This window comes from Lacihabitans sp. CS3-21 (assembly GCF_024343675.1).
Taxonomy (GTDB): domain Bacteria; phylum Bacteroidota; class Bacteroidia; order Cytophagales; family Spirosomataceae; genus Leadbetterella.
In genome coordinates, this window is record NZ_RJUD01000022.1 from 1 (window position 1) to 23,822 (window position 23,822).

The window sequence follows — 23,822 nt, forward strand, 5'->3', positions numbered from 1 at the left end:
TTCGGTCCCTATCTGTGGTGGGCGTAGGAAGTTTGAGAGGCTCTGATTTTAGTACGAGAGGACCGAATTGGACTGACCGCTGGTGTATCTGTTGTCTTGCCAAGGGCACGGCAGAGTAGCTAAGTCGGGACGGGATAAACGCTGAAAGCATCTAAGTGTGAAACCCACCTCAAGATGAGACTTCCCTTGAGGAACGTTAGAGATTATGACGTAGATAGGCTACAGGTGGAAGTGCAGTAATGTATGCAGCCGAGTAGTACTAATGAACCGAGAGCTCTTAAATTTTAATTTTCAGTCTTTCTCAATCACAATGTTTCTTCGACTCCCTTCGACTACGCTCAGGGAGCAGCTCAGACACCGAAAGGTGGGAGTGAATAGAGAAGCATTAATGTCAAAAGAATTTAGATGTCCAAAAGACAACCAGAAGATATTCATGGTGTCAATAGGGCGGGTGATCACCTCTTCCCATTTCGAACAGAGCAGTTAAGCCCCGCACCGCCGATGGTACTTGGATCAAACCCGGGAGAGTAGGTAGATGCCAGTTTTTTATTATAATTAACCTCAACATGTAAATGTTGGGGTTTTTTTTGTTTTATACGTAATTGAACAGATCGTTTATATCTGAATGCCGTTCCTCTCGGAATTGATTCCTACCGCACCGGTCTGATTCCACCCCAGCATGGTACTTGGACTCGGCGTCCCCGTCCAAACGGGGATGCCGAGTCCCGGGAGAGTAGCGTTTCGACGTTTCGATAGATCACTAGGCGTGGCCGCCGGTTTTTTATTATAATTAAACCTCAACATGTAAATGTTGGGGTTTTTTTGTTTAAATGAATTTCAATAGAGTCGCTAAGCGAAGTGATTCTTACACCAATTATGCCGCATTTGCTATATTATTTAAATGGGGTCGGACATCTCTAGGCGAGTACCAAGCTGGTGTTACATTTTTTTAAGTATTCGATTTAGATGCCAGTTATTTATTACAATACCTCAACAGTATATTTGGTTTTTTTGTATAAGGTCTTGCCAAATTCCATATAGATCATGTTTTGAATGATATGATTGATATCTTTTTTTTTAAATTTTTCAGTAAAGTTTTTTCTTACTTTTTCTACTAATCCATTATGCCTAAATTAAGATTTTAATGAAGATTTTCTGACTATTAGTTTTCCCGTAATTTCTAAAGTTTTGGATTTAGAATGTTCATTGTTTATTATATTTTCAATTAAAACGTTTGCAGCGTTTTCACCCATTTTAAATGGAAAAAGGTGAAAAACAGTTAATGATGGCTCAAATAATTCTGCAATTAAATCATCTCCAAATCCTACATAAGCAATATCTTCTGGTATTTTAATATTTCTTTTTTTTGTTTCGACCATCATTTCAATAGCGTTTAAATAAAACACCGTGAAAATCGCATCTGGTGGGTTTTCTAATGATAACCAAATGTCTAATACTTTTGTGGTTTCATCTTTTTGAAAATTTGAATTATATATTAAATTATTGTCAATAGGAATTCCGTATTTATTCAATGCAGCTAGATAACCATCAAGTCTATCGTTACTTATTAATAATTCTTTAGGGCCAGCAAGGATTGCAATTCGCTTACATCCATTTTCAATTAAATGTTCTACCAATTGAAAACTTCCTTCTTTATTTTGGTGTGTAATTTTTGAACTATTTATTTCGTTACTAATTCTGTCAAAATGGACTATTGGCACACCTTTATTTAAATGGATTTTTAAATGTTCAAAAGTTGAAGTTTCTTTTGTATGACTAATCAAAAGGCCATCCACACGGCTAGCCATAAGTGTTTGTATATTCAGAATTTCAGTTTGATGAGTTTCGTCGCTTTGACAAATAATCACGCTATAACCAGCTTTGCTGGCTACAGATTGTATACCTGCCAATACTGCCGCAAAAAATGGTCTTTCAATATTGGGTATTATTACACCGATTGTATTTGAATTTCCACGACTAAGGCTTTTAGCAAAATGATTAGGTTTATAATTTAAATCATTGGCCAGTTTAACTATTAGGTTTTTAGTTTCAAAGTTTATATCTGATTTATTATTTAGGGCCTTTGATACTGTTGATGGAGCTATTCCTAAGTGTTTGGCTATATCCAAAATTGTTATCTGATGTGAATTTTTATTTTCAATTTTTACTTTTCTTTTTTCACTAAAATGGGTTTTACAGTGATTGCAATAATATCTTTGAGCCCCTCTTAATATTCCAGCTTTTACTACTTTTCGAGTAAATTCTAAATCTTCATTTAGTTTACAATTGGGACATTCCATTTTTGTACTATTTTAATATTTGTAGTTTAAACTTATGTTTATTTGAAAAGAATGTTTTCGAATAAATAATTTAGACGTAAGGAAATTTCATTCTTTTTTTTAAAATTATTTTATCTATCGCAAGTGATTTCGAAAACAATTTCGATACAAATTTAACATTAATTCTTAAAAAAATTTAATAAATTCTTTTAATTCTTAAAAAAAAGGGATTAGGTTGAGGCATATTGTTAGTTTAAACCCAACTTAAAAAAACAGGAGTATTTTATGTCATAATTTATAATTGCACTTAAATCATATTCTAATATTCAGAACTTAAATTAAAATGAAGAAAATTAAAATAATTATTTCAATATTATTGGTTATCATATTTGGGCCAAAAGGGACTGCTCAAATTAATATTTCAGCAACAAAACTAAATTCAAAAATTGATGTAAATATTGACAACAATTTTTTTACAAGTTATATTTTCTCTCAAGACGAAAAATATCCTTATTTTTTCCCTGTTAATGGCCCTTCCAATGGTAGTGTTACCTCAATGCGTAATGGTAATTTTCCTCATCATAGTTCCTTGTTTTTTGGTTGTGATAAGGTAAATGGCGGAAATTATTGGCAAGAAGGACTCGAAAGGGGACAAATAATTTCTTTGAGAGCTGATATAGTTGAATCTGGAAATAATAAAGTTGTAATTGAAACTGAAAACATTTGGCGTAGGCCCAATGCCGATTCCCCTATAAAAGATTTTCGTAAAATTACGATTTCAGCCCCTTCAAAAGAGCTTTTTCAAATTGATTTTGATGTTACTATGGAAATGCTCATGGATGTAACAATAGATAAAACGAACCATTCACTTTTTAGCGGTCGCATGGATGCTGACCTTGCTGTTACAAATGGTGGCACCATGATTAATGCCGATGGCGATAAATGGGAAAAAGGCACTTTTGGCAAAAAATCACCTTGGATTGATTTTTACGGCAAACGGGGCGATAAAATTGAAGGCATGGCAATAATGCAGCACCCCTCTAATGATTGGTATCCATCACCATGGTTTACAAGAGACTATGGATTCTTTTCACCAACACCTATGTATTGGCCAGAGAATGACAAGGAAACAACCTTAAAAAAAGGTCAAACCATCAAATTGAAATATCGTGTTTTGGTACATGCTGGGGATGTGACAACGGCAAAAATTGCAGAACAATTTGAACTATATAAATCAAAGTAAAACTGTACCAAATTTAAATCATTGAAAATAATATTATGAAAAGGAAGAATTTCACTTATATCACCTTGATTGTTTCATTCTTTTGGCTAATTACTTCAAGCATAGGTTGTTCTAGCTCAAATTTGAAAAATACAAGTGAGCTTGAAAAACTAACTATAAAATGGCGATTAATCAAAAATCCAAAGAGCGAAACAGAGACCAACAAATCAGCCTTCACTTTTATTAATAATGGAGCTGAAACCATTAAAACAGGGAACTGGGCTTTGTATTTTAACCAAAGTTTTTTAAAACCGATGCAATCAGGTGAATTGACTCAAGGGAAAATTGAACATCTCAATGGCGATTTATACCGCTATGTACCTGATAGTAGTTTTACCCTTCGTCAAGGCGACTCTCTTATTTTTGAATACGAAGCCGCAGGTATTCTATTTAATGAAAAATATGCCCCTCAAGGTGCTTACATTGTTTATGATGATTCAAAAATTATCGCCAAAGATTTAAATATTGCTTCCATAACAGATTATTCAGATATCTTCTCCGACTCTGCATTTGTTGCCACAATACCTACTGCGTCTAATCAATACCTGATAAATCAAAATATTCCTGATCTTCCTACTGACCATATTGGCAAAATCATACCGAGTCCTTATTCTATAAAATCAGGAAAAGGGTCTGTAATACTAGAAAAAACTTCAACCATTTATTATAGCAATTCACTTAAAAATGAGGCTTCTTATTTGGTGACTTTGATGGATAAATATTTAGGAGTGAAATTGAAGATGAAAGAAGGAGTTGGAACAGATGCAAACTCTATTAGCCTCAAAACAGCACCATTAATAGTCAATGAAATTTCAAACGAGGCCTACTCACTTGCTGTGCATGAATCGAAAGGGATAAATATTACTGGAAATGATGCGGCAGGCGTTTTCTATGGAATTCAAAGCCTATCAGCTCTTATACCAGCAAAATATGAGGAAAAAATTACTATCGAAAGTGTAGAGATTTTAGATGCACCCAGATTTAGTTTTCGGAGTTTTCTGCTAGATGTTTCTCGAAATTTTAGCAAAAAAGAAGACGTATTAAGACTTATTGATCTTTTGGCTATGTACAAGATTAATAAACTCAATCTCCATCTTTCTGAAGACGAAGGTTGGCGTTTAGAAATAAATGGTCTGCCTGAATTAACACAGATAGGAAGTAAACGTGGACATACCATTGATTCAAAAAACTGGCTTACTCCATCATATGGTTCTGGACCTCATCCTGATACTGAAAATAACTACGGAAAGGGTTACTACACAAGAGAAGAATTTAAAGAAATAATTAAATATGCTGACCAAAGGCATATCCAAGTTATTCCTGAAATTTCAATGCCAGGTCATGCCCGTGCTGCTATTAAGGCCATGGAAGCACGATACGATTATTATATGGCCAAGGGCGAAAAAGAGAAAGCTAAGGAATTTCGATTGATTGACCCGAACGACAAATCGGTTTACTTATCAGCACAGATGTACAAAGACAATATTGTATGCGTAGCACTACCATCTGTGTATCACTTCTACGATACAATCGTGAAAGATATTGTAGCTATGTATCAGGAGGCTGGTTTGAAATTAACGACTTTCAATACCGGAGGAGACGAAGTACCCAACGGAGCTTGGGCTAAATCACCTCTTTGTATGGAATTGATGAAAACGCTGCCTGAAATTAAAGATGCCCGTCAACTGCAAGGATATTTCCTTGAAAAAGCGTTGGCAATTTTTGAAAAATACGATCTGGAAGTAGCTGGTTGGGAAGAAATCGTATTGAATAAAGACAGTCAAAATAATATTCAGGTCAATCCAAAATTTAAAGATAAAAAGGTATTGCCATTGGTTTGGGACAATACTGGAAAAAACATTGACCTTGGTTATCGAATTGCCAATGCTGGTTACAAGGTGGTATTGTGCAACGCAACCAATCTATATTTCGATCTTTCTTATAATTCTGACCCTACTGAACCCGGATTAGTATGGGCGGGCTATCAAGACGCAATAGACCCTTATGTAATGACCCCATATGATGTTTTTAAATCCATAAATTTTGATAAATACAGCCGTCTGACAGAAAAAGATGAAATTTTCGGACGTAAATCTCAAAAAATTGATGCCAATTTGGTAAGAAATCACCTGAAGATTGACGCACAAAAAAACATTGTGGGCATGCAAGCCCAGTTGTGGTCTGAAACTATTAAAGGGTCGAAAATGCTTGAATATTACCTGGCTCCTAAATTATTTGCTTTTGCAGAAAAATCTTGGTCTATTGCTCCGGCTTGGGAAAGTGAAAGTAATATAGCTAAACGCGTAAAAGCAATATGGGCGGGTTGGGCAGATATTTCCAATCAAATAGGCCAGAGAGAATTTCCACGTTTAGACTTTTTATTTGGTGGGTATAATTATCGTATAGCTCCACCCGGAGCGGTAATAGAAGATGGTTTACTGAAAGCAAATCTAGCTTTTCCAGGCTTGACTGTACGCTACACGGAGGATGGTTCTGAACCGGGCATAAATTCTAAAGAATATACAAAGCCGATAAAAGTTAATGGCCTAATAAAAGTTAGGGCTTTCAATAAATTTGGTAGAGCTAGTAAAACATTCACGGTTAAATAAAATAAAATATGAAACGTAGAAAATTTATTGAACAAACTCTGACTGGAGTTGTAGCGACTATTGGTTTGCCAACCATTGTACCCTCTTCAGTATTTGGGAAAAATGCTCCTTCCAATAAGATAAACATAGGTCAAATTGGATGTGGCAGAATAGCTCGTGAACATGACTTGGCAGAAACATTTAAGCACGATGCAGCAAGAATCATAGCAGCTTGTGATGTAGATAGAAATAGGTTGGAAGATGCCAAAAGGCTCATTGATGGATATTATGGGCAAAAGACAGGGAATAACAAATACATGGATACCAAGATGTATGACGATTACCGTGAAATGCTCCTAAACAAAGATATAGATGCTGTAATGATAAGTACTCCAGACCATTGGCATGCTCAGCCTGCAATGGAAGCGGCATTAGCAGGCAAGCATATATATCTTCAAAAACCTACTTCTTTAACCATAACGGAAGGTAGACAGCTTTGTCAAATAGTTAAGAAAAAAGGAGTTGTTTTTCAAGTAGGAACTCAACAACGTTCTACATCTCAATTTAGAATAGGGGCTGAGTTAGTCCGAAACGGTAGAATAGGAAAGCTACACACCATAAAAGTAGGATTGCCAGGTGACCCATCTGGGCCATCTGCACCTGAAATGCCTATTCCTAAAAATTTGAACTATGATGCTTGGCTAGGCTCTACTCCTTATGTGCCTTACACTGAAATAGGGGTTCATCCGCAAGTAGGATATGGTCGTCCAGGATGGTTAAGACTTGAGCAGTTTGGATCTGGTATGATTACCGGATGGGGACAACATCATTATGATATAGCATCATGGGGAATGAATACCGAATATACGGGTCCTATTTCTGTTGAAGCCATAGCCGAGTTTCCAAAATCTGGCTTATGGAATGTCCATGGCGATTTTATGGTAAAGGCTGAATATGCAAACGGCGTCTCGATGTATACAAGTGGTGGCTATCCAAATGGAATTCGTTTTGAAGGCTCAGAGGGTTGGATTTTTGTTTCTAGAGGTAATTATGTTGCATCGGCATCTGACCCAGTTGCAGCAGCTAAAAGCTCTAAGGCTTTGGATGCAAGCGACCCAAAAATATTGAATTCAGTAATAAAAGATAATGAAATAAAACTCCAGGTAAGCGAAGAACACCATTTAAACTGGCTTGAAGGAATTCAAAACAAGACTCCGGTATTATCTCCAGTTGAAATTGCTCATCGTATTTGCTCAATTTGTTTGATTAGTCATATCGCAATGAAACTGCCAGGTAAATTGAAATGGGATCCAAAGACTGAAAGATTTACCAATAGCGAAAAAGCAAATGCTATGTTGGGGCGGCCACAAAGGGTACCGTATGGAACTAATCAGTTTAAAATTAAGTAGTTGTCGAATTTATTTTTTAAAATCTCTAAAAATGTATTCTATTCAAAAATTATAATTTTTATCAATTTCTAATCAATTCTTAAATTATGAAGAAAATTTATCTTTTGTTATCTGCATTGTTTCTGTGCATGCAGATAGTAACGGCTCAAACCGGGCAATTGACAGGTAAAGTGTCAGACCCATCGGGCGACGGCTTGCCAGGAGTTAGTGTGAAAGTAAAAGGTACCTCACAAGGTACAGTTACTGATGGGAGTGGAAATTATTCCATAAATATATCCTCAAAAAATGCAGTTTTGGTTTTCTCATCTATCGGCTATATTAACAAAGAAGAGATAATCGGAACCAGAAACCAAATCAATATTAGCTTAGTTGAAGACAGTCAGAATCTCAATGAAGTAGTGGTTGTGGGCTATGGTACTATGAAAAAAAGTGATTTAACGGGTGCCGTAGGTCAAATAAAAGCCACTAAAATGGAAAACGAAAACCCACGGACAGTACAAGATATGTTACGTGGTAACACTCCTGGTTTAGATGTATCAAATAATGCATCTCCAAGAGGTGGTGGAAGTTTTCTAATTAGAGGCCGTGCTTCATTAACAGCTTCTACTTCGCCTTTGATAGTGGTAGATGGAGTTATATATCCGGGTTCTTTAAACGACATCAATCCCAATGATATCGAAACGGTGGACGTTCTAAAAGATGCAAGTTCTGCCGCGGTGTTTGGTGCAAGATCTGCAAATGGAGTAATTTTGGTAACCACCAAAAAAGGAAAATCAGGGAAACCTCAAATCACGCTTAATTCAAATTTTGCTATGAATAAGGTTGGAAAATTCAACCATATTTTAAATGCAGATGATTTTTTGAAATGGCGTGGAGATGTACTTTGGAGCATGAATGGGCATGATCCTGCTAAAAAACATACTTTTTATGACCCTCGTAACCTTCCTTCAGATGTAAATTTGACACAATGGTTAGGAAGTGACAAAGGGGATCCAGTGGATGTTTGGCTTAATAGAATAAAGCTTCTCCCTGTCGAAATAGCTAACTACAAAGCGGGTAGAGTAACTGACTGGGAGGATATTTTGGTAAATGACAATGCGATACAACAAGATCATACCGTTGGTATCTCAGGCAGTACGCCAAGTACAAATTATTATATGTCTTTGGGTTATTTGACTAACGAGGGACTTTCGGTTGGAGATGTATTTAAAACCTTCAGGGCAAGGGTAAACTTAGAGAATAAAATTACCAAATTTCTTTCTGTAGGCCTAAACCTACAATTTGCAAATCGTGACGAAAGTAGTATTCCTATTGATTTGGGCAATGCTATTCGTACCACACCTTTTGGTCAGTTATATCAAGATGATGGTGTTACATTACGTCAAAGTACCAATGATGACGTTGGTAATAACACCAATCCATTTCTTGACCAAGTTTTTAATTCGAGAGATAGAAGAGTTAATAACCTATTTAGTTCTATTTTTATAAAAGGAGATTTAGGTTATGGTTTTTCATACCAGATTAATTACACTCCAAGGTTCGAGTTTCTGAATTATTTAGATCATGTTTCGGCAAATAAGCCAGGAATAACTAATCGCCGTGGTATATCAAGGAGAGAAAATAGCACCTCGTTTCAATGGCAACTTGATAATATTTTAAGATGGAATAAATCATTTGGAAAACACAATTTTGATGCTACATTTTTGGTGAATGCTGAAAAAGCCCAAATTTGGCAAAATGTAATCAATGCTGAGAATTATTCACCAAGTGATAACTTACTTTACCATAATGTGGGTGCAGCAACTTTGTTTCCATCTATAACAAGCAACGATACTTATTATACAGGAGACGCTTTAATGGGAAGAATTAATTACAATTTCAGTTCAAAGTATTTTCTAACAGCTACAATGCGTAGAGATGGATACTCGGGCTTTGGAGCTTCCAATCAACGAGCAATGTTCCCCTCATTGGCCGTTGGATGGCAATTTACTGACGAGAAATTCTTTAAAGGGCTTCAAAAATACTTAGATTATGGAAAACTTCGAATTTCTTATGGGGTAAATGGAAACCGCGAGATATTAAATGGCGATGGCTCTGCCAATAGGTTTGCATCTCTTTCTGCCCTTTCCACAGGAGTTTATAGCTACACTACACCAGGTGGGGCAACTTATAATACTGGAACTGTAAGAACTACAAATATGCCCAACCCCAACTTGAAATGGGAGAAAAATAGTTCGTACAATTTTGGTTTAGATTTTGGAATTTTAAATAGCAAGATATCTGGCTCGGTGGATTACTACATAAGAGAAACAAATGATTTGTTATTGTTCCGTTCACTCCCTAATGTTACAGGATTTGCTAGTGTAATTTCAAATTTAGGCTCTGTTGGAAACAACGGACTCGAAGTAGCGATAAATACTGAAAACTACAAAAAGAAAAATTTTGTATGGCGTTCGAATGTTAGTTTCTGGACCAACAATAACAAAATCTTGAAACTGTACGGTGCTGTGCCAGTTAAAGATGCAAGTGGAAATGTCACTATGGTAGATCAAGACGATAGAGCAAACGGATGGTTTATTGGTAAACCAATTAATCAAATATGGGACTACAAAGTTTTGGGTGTTTGGCAGGAATCTGAGAGAGATTTAGCTAAAACCTATGGTTTTACTCCTGGCGACTTCAAACTTGAAGATTTAAATAAAGATGGTAAGTATACCATAGATGATAGACAATTTTTGGGTCATCAAAATCCTTTGTTTTCATTTAACCTAAGAAATGAATTTAATTTATACAAAAATTTCGATTTTTCATTCTCTTTATATGGCCGTATTGGCCAATATACAGCCTACAATGAGGCTAAAAACGTGGATTTGTTCTACGACCGCTCTCAGTTTTATAATAGGCCCTACTGGACTCCTGAAAACCCAATAAATGACTATGCAAAGATGATGTCAGCGGCAGGGGGAGCTGTTGCGTATACGGTTTGGAGAAAGTCTTCCTTTGTTAGATTAAATAATATTAGTTTGGCATACACACTCCCTAAGGCTATCGCCAATAAGGTCAAATTTGAAAGTATGAAATTCTATGTGAATGTATCCAACTTAGCAGTATTTACGCCATGGGATTATTTCGATCCTGAATCAAGAGCAAATACCGAAACTAATAACGCATTTTATCAAAATTTAATGCCACGTACTTCAACACTTGGTCTAAACATCACATTCTAAATTGATTTTTTATGAAAAATATATTTAAAAATAAAAAAATAACCTTAGCAGCTGCTTTAATTCTGGCAGTAAGCACAAGTTGTAAAGACAGTTGGCTTACTCCTCAGCCGCTATCTTTATTTACACCAGAAAACACTTTTATAGATGAAGCTGGTTTTAAATCAGCCTTGGCTGCCTGTTCAGCTAATTTAAAAGAGGAATGGTATGGAGACGGTTCACCAATCATTACAGAGTTGCTGTTTTCAGAAATGGCAGTGGAAGGAACCACCGATAAATTTGGACCTGCGGTTGATTTGAACGTGTTGATTACACCAGATGCCAATCTTAATAGTGCAGATTTTAACAGAATTGGGTGGTACTGGGAAAGACATTGGTTGGGTATTCGATTAGCGAATACTATAATTGATAAAATTCCGACGGTTGCTTCCATGAAAGACGAGGTTAAAAATCAATTACTTGGAAAGGCATACTTCTATCGTTCTTATCACTATTATAGATTGGTTAATCAATTTGGGGATGTGCCAACTTCTTTTAAAGAAATTACAAGTCCTAAACTCGATTTTCAAACTGTAAAGAGAGAGGCAATATTAGCTAAAATTAAAGGAGACCTTGATTTTGCTTTTAAAAATGTGCCATTTGCTGGTGACAAAGGAGATGTAAATAAAGCTTCAATTGGCCATTTGCTAACAAAAGTCAACTTGTCTTTAGGACTTTATGATGAAGCCATAGCTATTGCAGACCAGGTAATAAACAGTGGCACTTATAAATTAGTAACAGGAAGGTTTGGAGTTGATGCCAGTAATTCTACAAAAAATGTTACATGGGATTTGCATCGTCCTGCTAATAAATTCTCTTCGGCGAATACCGAAGTTTTGTTTTCGGTGACAGATCGTTTTGGTTTAACAAGTGCTTCTACTACTGGAACTACCTCAATGCGTCAGGCCGTACCATTCTTTTCAAATAGTGCAATCCTAACTCCTGATGGAAGGTCGGGGTTGGTACCTGGTCAAGTGGAATTTGATTTAAGTACAAGATTCGGCCGTGGTATAGGAAGGTGTAGAGCCACTAATTATTCTCAATATGGGGTTTGGGATGATGAAAAAGATTTTCGTCATGATACTAAATCCGGTAATTGGATGAGGATGGAAGATTTGGTTTATAATAATACGGCTATCAAAGGGGTATCTCCTTTTTATGGAAAATCTCTACAGCTAAAAGATGCAACTGGCAAATTATTGATAAGTAATGGGGATACAATTAGGAATTGGTTTAACTGGCCTCATTACAAACTATATGTAGAAGACCAGATCAGAATACCGTTTCAAGGTGGAAATTCAGACTGGTACGTATATCGCTTAGCAGAGACCTATCTTTTAAGAGCAGAGGCTCATTGGTTTAAAGGAAATAATGCCTTGGCCATTGCTGACCTTAACGCTGTAAGAACTAGGGCAAACTGTAGCCCATATTCTGAGAATAAAATAATAGACATCGGTACCATACTCGATGAGAGGGGAAGAGAGTTGTATTATGAAGAACCTCGTAAAACAGAATTAACCCGTATAGCCTATCAAATGGCTAAGTCAGGTAAAAGTTATAATGGCAAAACTTATTCTTTGCAAAACTTTTCAACCGCTAATTTCTTTTTTGACAGAGTTGTAGAGAAAAACAACTTTTATAACAAAGTAAAAAACATTAGAGGAGATAGCTACACAATAAGTCCATACCATGTATTATGGCCGATTCCTAGAGCGGCAATTTTGGCAAATAGCTTGGGCCAAATAAATCAAAACTTGGGGTATGCTGGCAGTGAATCAAATAAACCAGCATTAGACAAGATAATGGAATAGAATATTGGTTAAAAAGTAAACACAAAAACCCTGAGGATTCTTCAGGGTTTTTTGTTTTTTTATATTTCAGGATTAAATTTAGGCTCATTTATTTTTCGCCTTAATTCTCTTTTGGCAATTTGGATTAATACGGAATTACAATTGGTTGTACTGTGCCGAATAATTTTAAATTTATGATATTTTCACTATACGGAACAGAGTTAGAATATATGATAAAGCAACAGATAATTTCGGAAAATGGAGTTGATTGACCTTTCCCATAATATTAGGCTCTATTAAAAGAATGAATGATTCCAATTAAGTTTTATCTCCTGTTACTTCGGCTACGTAAATGCTAAAGCAATGGCAAATTGGCATTTTTGTCTTTGATGGACTTAAACGCAATAATTTATAAGCCACCTCATTATAATTCTTCATCTCGGTTTAAAATGGCTTTATTAGAATTATATTTTCGACACGCAATTTTTATTCACGATATTTACTTTCTTTATTTATCAAAGAATTTAAAAATTAGATGATCTCCGAATTTTCCATCATAAGGTGTTTACTCTGCTTCTTTCTTATAGCTAACTACGCTTTCGCAAGCGAAATTAGACTTGTTTTAGAAAATGAAACATCCTTAAATCTATATTCAAAATTAATTAAAGATGGTGTAGTTCTGGATTCAGGAAAATTCGAAGCCCATAATGGGAAAGTTCTGGTTCTAGAATCTTCGCTTAAAGGTATCCATCAAGTATCTTTTGACAAAAAAAAGAGTTTCTATATCTATATGAAGGATAAAGCAGATTTGGAGGTAAAAGTTGATTTAGAAAAAGGAAAATTTGAAGTCATTAATTCTTTTGAATCTCAGCAATTAAACACAATCTTGGGAAATTGGGAGCGTGAAGTTGCTATATTAAAAACATTGAATGAGCCAACTTTTGAGCATTTTGATAGGGCTTTTGATTCTTTGGCTTCAGAAATAATGGCAATACAGAATCCCGAAATTATCGATTGGGCAAGTGTCTTTCTAGTCGATTTGGAGAAAGAACCCAAAAATTATATGCTGTCTTTAGAGAAGTTTATTGATTTTGAACAACTTGTTCGGGAAAAATATCCGAGCTACAAGTTCAATAAAATGAAAGTCAATTTTGGTTTAAGAAAGGATAATCAAAGCGGATATTATTGGAAATATTAGTTCATAATTGGATTAGTTTCTTAGCAAATTTTGAAAAGTAATTTTGAAAAGCTTAATTTTCGAACTTTAAAAACGAAAATTTATTTATAATGAAAGATTGGAATAAGATTCTTAAGCCTTTGTTAGCTTTATATCGCAACAAAAGGCACCCTTTAGAATACCAGAATCTCTATCAACTGTTGGTAATGGTGGTATTGTCCGCTCAGGATTCCGATGCTAATATCAACAAGATTTCTCTTGCTTTATTTGAGGCTTTTCCTGATATGGAGAGTCTTTCAAAAGCGGATATGGACTCCCTTATTCCATTTATTTCTAAGATAAGAAAGTTCCATACCAAGGCTTCATGGCTTTTGGAAATAGCACAAATTATAAAGGACGATGATAATATCCCCAAGACGTTGGCTGAGTTGGTTGCTCTTAAGGGTATTGGACGCAAGTCTGCGAATGTTATATTACGTGAATCTGGTGGCAAATCGGAAGGGGTAATTGTGGATTTACATGTGATTAGAGTTGCACCGAGATTGGGTTTAGCAACTGAATTAAAGGATGGAATCAAAATTGAGAAACAAATAATGACTCAACTCAAAGAGGATATGTGGGCGGTTGGAATGCCAATTTCATTTCTAGGGCGTGAGATTTGTCGTCCTACAAATCCCAAATGTGACGAATGTATTTTAAATGCCGATTGTAATTTTTATCAAACCTCAATTTGATTTTTAGTTTGGCCTTATATTCAAAAAGCCACCTCAAAGTAATTTGAAGTGGCTTTTTGGTGTTTCAGAAAGAATATTAAATTCTGTCTAATATTTCTTTTCCAATTGCATCCGTACCTAATATTTTATCGGCAGGGGTGGTTTTATCCGCGATATCACGTGTTCTCCATCCAGCTTTCAAAACACCATCAATGGCATTAATAAGGGCTTCTGATTCTGCCTTTAGGCCAAAGGAAATGTCTAACAACAAGGCTGCGGATAGAACAGAGGCCATTGGATTGGCAACTCCTTTACCTGCGATGTCATGGCCAGAGCCATGAATAGGCTCATAAACGCCCGTGCTTTCACCAACAGAAGCTGAGGCAAGCATTCCCATAGAGCCAGCTATTTGAGAGGCCTCATCGGTCAATATATCACCGAAGATATTTCCTGTCACCACTACATCAAAGCGTTTTGGATCTTTGATTAAAAGCATCGCGGCAGCATCAATAAATTGGTGCTCTAGCTCAACTTCAGGATAATCTTGGGCCACTTCAAGTACGGTTTCTCTCCAAAGTCGACTAGACTCTAATACGTTTGCTTTGTCAACCGACATTAGTTTTTTACCACGTGTCATGGCAGCATCAAAGGCCTTACGAGCGATTCTTTCCACCTCATATTTGCTATAAATCATGGTGTCGTAGGCGGTAGTACCTTCGTTTAGTCTTCCTCTTTCTCCAAAGTAAACATCTCCTGTAAGCTCTCTAAAGAAAAGAATATCTGCTCCTTTCAAAATTTCGGGTTTAATACTTGAGGCACCTAAAAGTTCATCAAATAATTTGATTGGGCGTAAATTAGCGAATAAGCCTAATTCTTTACGCATTTTTAAAAGTCCTTGCTCAGGACGAACCTTTGCATGAGGATCATTGTCATATTTGGCATGGCCAACCGCACCAAATAAAATGGCATCAGATGCACGCATCTTTTCTAAGGACTCTGCTGGTAATGGATCTCCAGTAGCTTCGATAGCTACATGGCCCATAAGAGCCTCATCATAAGTGAAATCATGGCCAAATTTGGCAGCGATTTTTTCTAATGCTTTTTTACCAACTACGGTAACTTCTTGTCCGATGCCATCTCCTGGCACTACTAAAATGTGTTTTTTCATCTTGCTTTGTTTTGTATCACAGGGGTACACTAAGTTTTACCCAGAGTACCTCAGAGTTTTTATTTTTATAGAATTAACCTTTTTATGCCATCTTTGAGGCTTTTTACCTTAAAATTTATTAATAATCCCAAATCGAATCCGCCTAATCTCATGTAAGTAAGAGTTTGTGCAATATGTACATCAGTGAAGCAGTCCACAGTTTTAAGTTCAACTACAATTTTATTGTTTAAGAGCAAATCTAACCTGTAACCTTGATCAAGTTTGATTTCTTCAAAAATCTAAGGCATTGGTTTTTCCTTTTCAACAAATAAACCATCTTTATTAAGTCTATATGCTAAACATTCTTTGTATGCACTTTCTAAAAGCCCAGGCCCAAGTGCTGTATGAATGTCAAAAGCATGTTTCAATATTTGCCCAGAAAGTTCATTAATTTCTGTGTAACGCTGTGTCATACTCCGTGAAACTTTGTGACCTCAACTTATATAATATTCAGCATCTTCCTAGTCGCTTCAATTGCTGACACCGTTTGGTCGGAGTCAAGCCCTCTTGTTTTTACGTCTTTTCCGTTGATGCTCCAAGTAATTATGGTTTCGCACAAAGCGTCAGTTTTTCCACCGGGTGGTATCCTTACAGAATAATCTGTCAGCAAGGGTAACTCTTTGCCTTTTTTGATATAGATTTTCTTCAAGGCATTCATAAAAGCATCGTATTGACCGTCTCCTTGAGCATTTTCTTGGAAAATTTCATCGCCAATTTGTACTTGTAAAGTAGAAGAAGGCTGAAGGTTTTTAGAATGTGTAAGTACGTAATTAAGGATTTTTACATTCTCATTAACTGCACTTGTGTCTAATACATCAGAAATGATGTAGGGTAGGTCCTCCTTGGTTACGTTCTCCTTTCTATCACCAAGTTCAATGATCCTTTGGGTTACTTTTTTGAGGTCTGCATCATTAAGTTTTATACCCAATTCTTGAAGGTTCTTTTCAATATTTGCTTTACCAGAAGTCTTTCCAAGGGCATATTTAGTTTTTCTACCGAACCGCTCAGGACTCAAAGTACTCACATAAAGATTGTTCTTCTTGTCGCCATCGGCATGAATTCCAGCAGTTTGTGTAAATACATTTTCTCCTACTATCGGCTTATTGGCTGGAATTCTTAGACCTGAAAACGATTCAACAATTTTGCTTATGGAATATAATGATTTCTCCACCACAGATGTCTTAAACTCTGGCATAAAATCGTTAATAACAGCTACCGCACTTGAAAGAGCCGCATTGCCTGTTCTCTCTCCCATGCCGTTTACCGTAAGATGTAATCCATGAACACCTGCACGAAGGGCTTCCATTACATTGGCAGTAGAAAGGTCATAGTCATTATGGGCATGAAAATCAAAATGTGTATTTGGATATTCATTGATTATTGACTTCAAGTAAGTGTATGTTTCAGAAGGAGTTAAAACACCCAAAGTATCCGGAAAAAGTATACGTTTTACAGGTTGTTTGGTCAGAAATGCCAAAAACAGAAAAACATAATCTGGTGAATTTCTCATACCGTTGCTCCAGTCTTCGAGATATACATTTACAGTAATATCGTTTTCTATTGCCAAGGTTATTACTTCTTCGATCTCTTTAAAATGCTGTTCAGGTGTTTTTTGGAGCTGATGCGTGAGGTGATTCATAGAGCCTTTGGTAAGGAGATTCATCACTTTAGCACCAGAATTCAACATCCAGTCTATTGAAGCACGACCATCTACAAATGTCAGGACTTCTACTTTTTCAAGAAAACCATTTTCTGCGGCCCAACTGGTTATGAGCTTTACTGCTTGAAGTTCACCGTCTGAGACTCTGGCAGAAGCCACTTCTATCCTGTCTACTTTTACTTCTTGTAGCAAAAGTTGGGCTATGGTAAGTTTTTCAGAAACAGAAAACGATACTCCACTGGTTTGCTCACCATCGCGGAGTGTGGTGTCCATTATTTCGATATGTCTCATTACGTAAAAATTATGCTGTTGGCTATTATACCAACAGCATGGATTATTTTATTGTACTCTTTTGAATAAATTCAAAAATTGGGTTTTATCAAATACGAGTTTTTTCAAATTCAGCGATTTCTGCCTTCATTGATTGTAGGTAATCTATATCATCGAAACCGTTGGTCATGTTATGCTTTTTGTAACCGTTGATGTCGAATGATTCTGATTCACCCGTGGCCGCAATCGTTACTTTTTGATTTGGTAAATCAACTATTACTTCTGTTTTTGGGTCGCTTTCGATGGATCTAAATATTTTGTCAAGAAATTCAGGACTAACCGTTACTGGTAAGATGCCAATGTTTAGTGAATTCCCTTTAAAAATATCAGCAAAGAAGCTTGAAATCACACAACGGAAGCCATAATCATAAATAGCCCAAGCAGCATGCTCACGACTTGAACCCGAGCCGAAGTTGCGACCAGCTACAAGAATTTTTCCTGAATAAGTTGGGTTATTCAAAACGAAATCGGCCTTTGGAGTGTCATCTCCATTATATCTCCAATCTCTAAAAAGGTTATCCCCAAAGCCTTCTCTTTTGGTCGCTTTCAAAAAGCGAGCAGGAATGATCTGGTCTGTATCCACGTTTTCTAATGGAAGTGGAACACAACTAGATGTTAAGATATTAAAACTATCGTATGCCATATTATTATTTATTTAACCGATTGACCGGCAAATTTCTTTTACTATTAATTACAAAAATACCCTTGGATCAGTCACTTTGCCAGTCACTGCTGCTGCGGCTGCTACTAATGGAGAAGCCAAAAGGGTTTTTGAGTTTGGTCCTTGACGACCTTCAAAGTTTCTATTTGAAGTAGAAACTGCAAGTTTTCCTGCTGGAACTTTATCGTCATTCATAGCCAAACATGCTGAACATCCTGGTTGACGAAGAGCAAAACCAGCTTCAGTCAGAATATCCAAAATTCCTTCTTCTTTGATTTGAGCTTCTACAATATGTGAGCCAGGGACTAACCAAGCTGTGATATTATCCGCTTTTTTACGTCCTTTTACAATCGAAGCAAATGCTCTGAAGTCTTCTATACGACCATTTGTACAGCTTCCTAAAAATACGTAGTCAACTTCTTTGCCTATCATGCTTTCTCCTTCGGCAAATCCCATATAAGCCAATGATTTTTTATAGCTGGCTTCGCCATCTTTTACGTCACTTGCTTTCGGAATATTTCTTGAAATTCCTGTTCCCAAACCAGGATTAGTACCATAAGTAATTTGAGGCTCTATATCTGCGGCATCGTAAGTTAGCTCTAGATCAAACTCAGCACCTTCGTCTGTTTTCAGGGTTTTCCAGTAAGCTACTTGCTTTGTCCATTCGTCGCCTTTAGGGCTTTGTTCACGGCCTTCAAGGAATGCAAAAGTAGTTTCGTCTGGTGCAATCATGCCACCACGAGCACCCATTTCGATCGACATATTACAAACCGTCATACGTCCCTCCATGGTCATGTTTTCAAAAACATCTCCAGCGTATTCAGCAAAGTATCCTGTGGCTCCAGAAGCAGAAATTTGAGAAATAATATAAAGTGTTACGTCTTTAGGGGTTACTGCTTTTCCAAGTTTACCATTGACGTTAATTCTCATTCTCTTAGGCTTGGGTTGCATAATACATTGCGATGCTAACACCATTTCCACCTCAGAAGTACCAATTCCAAACGCAATGGCACCAAATGCACCGTGCGTAGAAGTATGTGAGTCACCACAAACGATAGTCATGCCCGGTTGTGTAATACCATTTTCTGGTCCTACTACGTGTACAATGCCGTTTTTTGGATTTCCTAAACCCCAATGTGAAATTCCATATTTACCAGAATTGGTTTCTAAAGCTTTAAGTTGATTAGCCGAAAGTGGATCTTTAACAGGCAAGTGCTGATTGATAGTAGGCGTGTTGTGGTCAGCAGTTGCAAAAGTTCTTTCAGGAAACAACACTCCTATTCCGCGAGACTCCAGCCCTAAAAACGCCACGGGACTAGTAACTTCATGGATAAAATGACGGTCGATAAACAATACATCTGGGCCATCCTCTATGTGTTTTACCATGTGAGCATCCCAAACTTTGTCAAAAAGAGTTTTCTTAGACATATTTTTCTTTTGATAAATTTTCGAGTACAAAATTGCAGCAAATAAAGGAAAGCGTAATTATTCAATTCGACCAAATAATAGCGTTTTTGGTTCAAATAGCAAAATGGTCTAAATAAACAATAAAAAAGCGAGAGAAGAATCTTCCCTCGCTTTGTGTATATTGTATAACCTATGATTGAATAAAAGAAGCACAAATGTAAAATAAACACATCTTCTATTCAAAGCAATTGCGGTAATTTTTCAATACTAAAATGCTTTATTTTGAAATAAGGCATTGTTTCAAACAAAAATAATGTTGAATTTAAAATCCAGAGGGTCAAAGGTTTGTGAAATTTTTGAAATAAACTGTGGGTCATTTAGGTAAAAATTCAGGAAGTTTTCTGAACGTTCCTGAAGACCGCCACCAGGAAATAATTTCTCTTTTAATCCTTGCAATTGAGCCAATGAAGTCTCGAACTTTTTCTCTTCAGCTTTCTTAATTCTTTTCTCCAAATGCTCAAGGGAAGTTGCATTCTTCACTTTTTCAGATTCCATTGCAGGTTTGAGTGTGGGATCTACCTCGGCTGCTTTTTTTATAATTTGGTCAAAAGCCGCAGCTATTTGGTTAATTTCAACAGCCAGTGAAAGTGAATTTACGGAGTTTTTCTCTACAAAATTTCTTTTCAAAGTCACATCGTCTTGAAACAGTTCTTCGGCTTCTACACCTAATTTTTCCATCCTTTTTTTTGTGCCTTCGTTTATGGCTAATCCAAGGTTTCTTGGCAAAAGAATTGGAAATTGTACCTGATGATGTTCAAAGATATCTTTCAATTGTAACCAATAACAGACTTCGGATGGCCCACCAAGATAGGCAAGATTAGGCAAAATGGTTTCTTGGTAAATTGGTCTTAAAACTACGTTAGGGCTTATTTTTTCAGGAGTTTTTTCTAAAATTTTTAGAATTTCAGCTTCAGAAAAACTCAAATCTGTGTTTATAACCGTATATTTTTCGCCTTGTTTTTCTAATCTATCACGCAGGTTTTCGTCCAAATAGAAGAAATTAATGTTGCGGGCATGTATCTGAGTTTTGTATCCAAGGTTTTCAAGACGAGCGGAGGTTTTGGCCACAATCTTTTCAGCTGCGTTCTCAGTGATGTCTTTTTTCATGATAGGAGCAAAGATACTCTTCAAAATTCTATCGTCACCATCGATACAAATCAAGCCTTCGGCACCAAATAATTCGTGCATATACTGTCTAACGGCTCCCGCTAAGGTACTATTATCTCCATAAGCTCTCAAAAAGACTTCAGGTTTATCTCTCAAACCTTCAATAATTTGCAATAATTCGGATGGATTCATTTTTCCTACTCCGCCTTTTTGCTCTGTTTCCCATTTGTGTTTTTGTCCGAAAAGATTAAAGTAAGAAATCTCTTCGAAATCATGGTCCTCCGTAGCCATCCAATATATAGGCACAAAATTGTAATTTGGATAAGCCTCTTTTAGTTTTTTAGCCAAATTGATGGTACTTACTATTTTGTAAATCACGTATAGCGGCCCAGTAAAAATGTTGAGTTGGTGTCCTGTAGTTACAGTAAACGTATTTTCGTCGAGCAGAATATTGATATTCGGCTGATTTTCAATTCCTTGATATTGATTTTTCAAAGCATCGACCAACTCTTTTCTGTAGTTAAATTTACGTTTGGAAATTGCTTCTTTGAAACCTTCAAGATCAGGAAAGGAATCATAAAAATCACTCAACTGAGGATTTCTGTCTATGTAATCTATGAAAAGTTTAGGAAAATGAGAGGCTTGCGAAAAGGGTATCTGCTTATGAGTAATTTCCAAAATAGTTTGATTTTAAAAATGAAAACAAAGAAAACCACGATTGGGTTTCAAAACTTATATTTGTTCCAAATTTAACAGAAATGATTGTCAGAACTACAGAAGATGGCTCCAAAACTGTTTATTCGGAGCAATTTAAACAATATTACCATTCGGTTTTTGGTGCGAAAACAGAATCGGAGTGGGTTTATATAAACCTTGGATATTTGGATGCAATCAAGAAATTCAATGCAATTAGAATTTTAGAAGTCGGATTCGGTACTGGCCTGAATGCTTTTTTGAGTCAGAAAATGGCCGATGAGCATCAAATTTCAACTTCTTATGTGGGATTAGAGCCTTATCCAATTCGGTCAGGTTTATTTCAAGGACTGAATGAGGATTTGCAAATCTATCATACTTGTGAGTGGGAGAGGCCCAAGCAGCTTTCAAAATATTTTAGTTTTGAGAAAAAAGAAATTGAAGTAGAAAATTATGAAGCTAATCAAACTTTCCATTTGATTTATTTTGATGCTTTTGCTCCCGATGCCCAGCCAGAGCTTTGGACTGCTGAAATTTTCAAAAAACTAAGAAAATTGCTTGTTCAAGATGGGATTTTGACCACTTATTGTTCAAAGGTAATGGTACAGAAAAACCTTAAGCAAGCTGGCTATAAAATAGAAAAACACCAAGGCCCACCACATAAAAGGGAGATTTTGAGGGCAATAAACTTGTGTTGATGGTTCTTTAAAAAGTTAAATTAATGCCAAAAATTTTCATAGTTTTGTGGAAAATACATTCCAAAACCTATGAACAAAAACACGATCATTTATTTCATTGCTGCAGTTGCAGCTACTGGGGGCCTACTCTTCGGATTCGATACTGGAGTTATCAATGTTGCACTTCCTTCGCTTCGAGAGCAACTACAACTTACGCCTTCACAAGAAAGCATGGTGGTAGGAGCCGTTCTTTTTGGGGCCATGTTTGGACCCTTTATTTCTGGATTTTTAACCGACAAATTGGGTCGAAAAAAGATCAACATTATTGCTTCCTTGGTTTTTGTTGTGGGTTCTATATTGGCTGCCATTGCTCCAGATACCAACTCGCTTATTGCAGGTAGGTTGCTTTTGGGCTTGGCCATTGGTATAGTGGCTGCCACGGTTCCATTATATTTGGCGGAGCTGTCGCCGAAAGATAAACGGGGTAGAATGGTGACCTTCTTTCAGTTAGCTATTACTTTGGGTATTTTACTCTCTTATGTAGTGGGCTATATCTTTGGCGAGGCAGAAAATGCTTGGCGAATGATGTTTTGGGCTGGATTTGTCCCTGCCATTATATTGTTTGTGGGAATGTTATTGGTACCCGAAAGCCCAAGATGGTTACTCACAAAAGGAAGAAATGAAGAAGCCCTGAAAGTCCTAAATCAGCTTAGAACGCCTGATGAAGCCGTAGCAGAATACAATGAAACCTTGAAATTGCTAGAAGAAGAAAAGCAAAATAAGTCGAGCTGGATGGAGTTATTCATGCCAAAATTGAGAATTCCGCTTTTCATCGGAATTGGGATATTTGCCATTCAACAGTTTTCGGGTATCAATGCCATCATTTATTATTCAACAGATATTTTTAAGTCACTTTTTAGTGATTCACAGGCTACATTGGCCACTGTTGGTGTAGGAATTGTAAACTCGCTGGCCACCATTTTAGGAATGCAGTTTCTCGACAAATGGGGCCGTAAACCCTTGCTTTTTACAGGTTTGATAGGTACAGCCGTTTGTTTGGGTACTGTTGGCTTGGCATTTTTGTTTGAGAGCAGCTTGCCGGCAGGTTTACGCCAAATGATGTTGGTAGGCGGAATTTATACCTATATTATTTTCTTCGCCATTAGTTTAGGGCCATTGGGATGGTTATTGATATCCGAGGTTTATCCATTAAAAATCAGAGGATTTGCTTCAAGCATGGGGAGTTTTAATCACTGGTTTTTCGATTTGATGGTGGCCATTTCGTTTCCATTAATGCGTGCTACTTCCTTAGGAAAGAACGGCGGCATATTCTTCATTTACATGATTGTCGTACTTTTAGGTCTATTTTTCGCCAAATTCGTAGTGTTCGAAACCAAAGGACTAAGTTTGGAAGATATTGAGAAAAAATATAATTGATATTTTGAGGTTTTTTTGAAGTAAAAGTACAGGTCCAGTGGGCTTGCATTTTTTAGATTCTAAGGCGAGATGTTGATTTCCA

General features: G+C 36.5%; 15 protein-coding genes, 2 rRNA genes and 1 pseudogene. 11 read left to right on the plus strand and 7 right to left on the minus strand.

The window, feature by feature from the left end:
• Together EGI24_RS12760 and rrf are read left to right on the plus strand one after the other, a co-directional pair.
• A 23S ribosomal RNA gene (locus EGI24_RS12760) occupies positions 1 to 284 on the plus strand; the annotation flags it as partial.
• 148 nt (positions 285 to 432) lie between these two features.
• Positions 433 to 544, plus strand: a 5S ribosomal RNA gene (rrf, locus tag EGI24_RS12765).
• 589 nt (positions 545 to 1,133) lie between these two features.
• On the opposite strand, the gene EGI24_RS12770 is transcribed toward rrf, so the two are convergent.
• Positions 1,134 to 2,300 (minus strand): LacI family DNA-binding transcriptional regulator, encoded by a 1,167-nt coding sequence (locus EGI24_RS12770; protein WP_255048808.1) that lies wholly within the window; start codon positions 2,298 to 2,300, stop codon positions 1,134 to 1,136.
• 322 nt (positions 2,301 to 2,622) lie between these two features.
• Between EGI24_RS12770 and EGI24_RS12775 the strand changes: the two genes are divergently transcribed.
• The 7 genes from EGI24_RS12775 to nth all read left to right on the plus strand — a co-directional run bounded on the left by EGI24_RS12775 (position 2,623) and on the right by nth (position 14,522).
• The gene (locus EGI24_RS12775) at positions 2,623 to 3,522 is read left to right on the plus strand and encodes a PmoA family protein (protein WP_255048809.1); all 900 of its coding nucleotides are present in this window, start codon (positions 2,623 to 2,625) and stop codon (positions 3,520 to 3,522) included.
• Between the two features lie 35 nt (positions 3,523 to 3,557).
• On the plus strand, positions 3,558 to 6,170 hold the full coding sequence (locus EGI24_RS12780) for a family 20 glycosylhydrolase (protein WP_255048810.1): 2,613 nt from the start codon (positions 3,558 to 3,560) through the stop codon (positions 6,168 to 6,170).
• An 8-nt stretch (positions 6,171 to 6,178) separates the two neighbouring features.
• Positions 6,179 to 7,558 carry a Gfo/Idh/MocA family protein gene (locus EGI24_RS12785; protein ID WP_255048811.1) on the plus strand — a complete coding sequence of 460 codons (1,380 nt, stop codon included), beginning with the start codon at positions 6,179 to 6,181 and terminating at the stop codon, positions 7,556 to 7,558.
• Between the two features lie 86 nt (positions 7,559 to 7,644).
• Positions 7,645 to 10,785: a TonB-dependent receptor gene (locus EGI24_RS12790; RefSeq protein ID WP_255048812.1), complete on the plus strand. Its 3,141-nt coding sequence runs from the start codon at positions 7,645 to 7,647 to the stop codon at positions 10,783 to 10,785.
• Between the two features lie 11 nt (positions 10,786 to 10,796).
• Positions 10,797 to 12,632 carry a RagB/SusD family nutrient uptake outer membrane protein gene (locus EGI24_RS12795; RefSeq protein WP_255048813.1) on the plus strand — a complete coding sequence of 612 codons (1,836 nt, stop codon included), beginning with the start codon at positions 10,797 to 10,799 and terminating at the stop codon, positions 12,630 to 12,632.
• Between the two features lie 514 nt (positions 12,633 to 13,146).
• Positions 13,147 to 13,809, plus strand: coding sequence for a hypothetical protein (locus tag EGI24_RS12800; RefSeq protein ID WP_255048814.1), 663 nt, complete (start codon positions 13,147 to 13,149; stop codon positions 13,807 to 13,809).
• Between the two features lie 185 nt (positions 13,810 to 13,994).
• Entirely contained in the window at positions 13,995 to 14,522 is a 528-nt protein-coding gene (gene nth, locus EGI24_RS12805) for an endonuclease III (RefSeq protein WP_255048815.1), read from the plus strand.
• Between the two features lie 76 nt (positions 14,523 to 14,598).
• Here nth and leuB read toward each other — a convergent pair whose 3' ends face one another.
• From leuB to bshC, 6 genes and pseudogenes are all read right to left on the minus strand, one after another.
• Positions 14,599 to 15,669, minus strand: a complete 1,071-nt coding sequence (leuB, locus tag EGI24_RS12810) for a 3-isopropylmalate dehydrogenase (protein WP_255048816.1) — start codon at positions 15,667 to 15,669, stop codon at positions 14,599 to 14,601.
• Positions 15,670 to 15,734: 65 nt separating this feature from the next.
• Positions 15,735 to 16,121: pseudogene (locus EGI24_RS12815) on the minus strand (GxxExxY protein).
• A 26-nt stretch (positions 16,122 to 16,147) separates the two neighbouring features.
• Positions 16,148 to 17,659, minus strand: a complete 1,512-nt coding sequence (locus tag EGI24_RS12820; protein WP_255048817.1) for an alpha-isopropylmalate synthase regulatory domain-containing protein — start codon at positions 17,657 to 17,659, stop codon at positions 16,148 to 16,150.
• Positions 17,660 to 17,747: 88 nt separating this feature from the next.
• Positions 17,748 to 18,341 (minus strand): 3-isopropylmalate dehydratase small subunit, encoded by a 594-nt coding sequence (leuD, locus tag EGI24_RS12825; protein ID WP_255048819.1) that lies wholly within the window; start codon positions 18,339 to 18,341, stop codon positions 17,748 to 17,750.
• Between the two features lie 48 nt (positions 18,342 to 18,389).
• Positions 18,390 to 19,787: a 3-isopropylmalate dehydratase large subunit gene (gene leuC, locus EGI24_RS12830; protein ID WP_255048820.1), complete on the minus strand. Its 1,398-nt coding sequence runs from the start codon at positions 19,785 to 19,787 to the stop codon at positions 18,390 to 18,392.
• Between the two features lie 279 nt (positions 19,788 to 20,066).
• Positions 20,067 to 21,611 carry a bacillithiol biosynthesis cysteine-adding enzyme BshC gene (gene bshC / locus EGI24_RS12835; protein WP_255048821.1) on the minus strand — a complete coding sequence of 515 codons (1,545 nt, stop codon included), beginning with the start codon at positions 21,609 to 21,611 and terminating at the stop codon, positions 20,067 to 20,069.
• 80 nt (positions 21,612 to 21,691) lie between these two features.
• Here bshC and mnmD point away from each other — a divergent pair, with 80 nt between their 5' ends.
• Both mnmD and EGI24_RS12845 read left to right on the plus strand, forming a co-directional pair.
• On the plus strand, positions 21,692 to 22,324 hold the full coding sequence (mnmD, locus tag EGI24_RS12840) for a tRNA (5-methylaminomethyl-2-thiouridine)(34)-methyltransferase MnmD (RefSeq protein ID WP_255048822.1): 633 nt from the start codon (positions 21,692 to 21,694) through the stop codon (positions 22,322 to 22,324).
• 69 nt (positions 22,325 to 22,393) lie between these two features.
• Complete coding sequence (locus tag EGI24_RS12845; protein WP_255048823.1) at positions 22,394 to 23,740, plus strand: sugar porter family MFS transporter; 1,347 nt, start codon at positions 22,394 to 22,396, stop codon at positions 23,738 to 23,740.
• Positions 23,741 to 23,822: the final 82 nt, after the last annotated feature.

Coding starts and splice junctions, on each gene's coding strand:
- EGI24_RS12820 (WP_255048817.1), bottom strand. CDS start 17,659: ATGAGACATATCGAAATAATGGACACCACACTCCGCGATGGTGAGCAA.
- EGI24_RS12775 (WP_255048809.1), top strand. CDS start 2,623: ATGAAGAAAATTAAAATAATTATTTCAATATTATTGGTTATCATATTT.
- EGI24_RS12795 (WP_255048813.1), top strand. CDS start 10,797: ATGAAAAATATATTTAAAAATAAAAAAATAACCTTAGCAGCTGCTTTA.
- nth (WP_255048815.1), top strand. CDS start 13,995: ATGGTGGTATTGTCCGCTCAGGATTCCGATGCTAATATCAACAAGATT.
- EGI24_RS12800 (WP_255048814.1), top strand. CDS start 13,147: ATGATCTCCGAATTTTCCATCATAAGGTGTTTACTCTGCTTCTTTCTT.
- EGI24_RS12780 (WP_255048810.1), top strand. CDS start 3,558: ATGAAAAGGAAGAATTTCACTTATATCACCTTGATTGTTTCATTCTTT.
- leuC (WP_255048820.1), bottom strand. CDS start 19,787: ATGTCTAAGAAAACTCTTTTTGACAAAGTTTGGGATGCTCACATGGTA.
- EGI24_RS12790 (WP_255048812.1), top strand. CDS start 7,645: ATGAAGAAAATTTATCTTTTGTTATCTGCATTGTTTCTGTGCATGCAG.
- mnmD (WP_255048822.1), top strand. CDS start 21,692: ATGATTGTCAGAACTACAGAAGATGGCTCCAAAACTGTTTATTCGGAG.
- leuB (WP_255048816.1), bottom strand. CDS start 15,669: ATGAAAAAACACATTTTAGTAGTGCCAGGAGATGGCATCGGACAAGAA.
- EGI24_RS12785 (WP_255048811.1), top strand. CDS start 6,179: ATGAAACGTAGAAAATTTATTGAACAAACTCTGACTGGAGTTGTAGCG.
- EGI24_RS12845 (WP_255048823.1), top strand. CDS start 22,394: ATGAACAAAAACACGATCATTTATTTCATTGCTGCAGTTGCAGCTACT.
- leuD (WP_255048819.1), bottom strand. CDS start 18,341: ATGGCATACGATAGTTTTAATATCTTAACATCTAGTTGTGTTCCACTT.
- EGI24_RS12770 (WP_255048808.1), bottom strand. CDS start 2,300: ATGGAATGTCCCAATTGTAAACTAAATGAAGATTTAGAATTTACTCGA.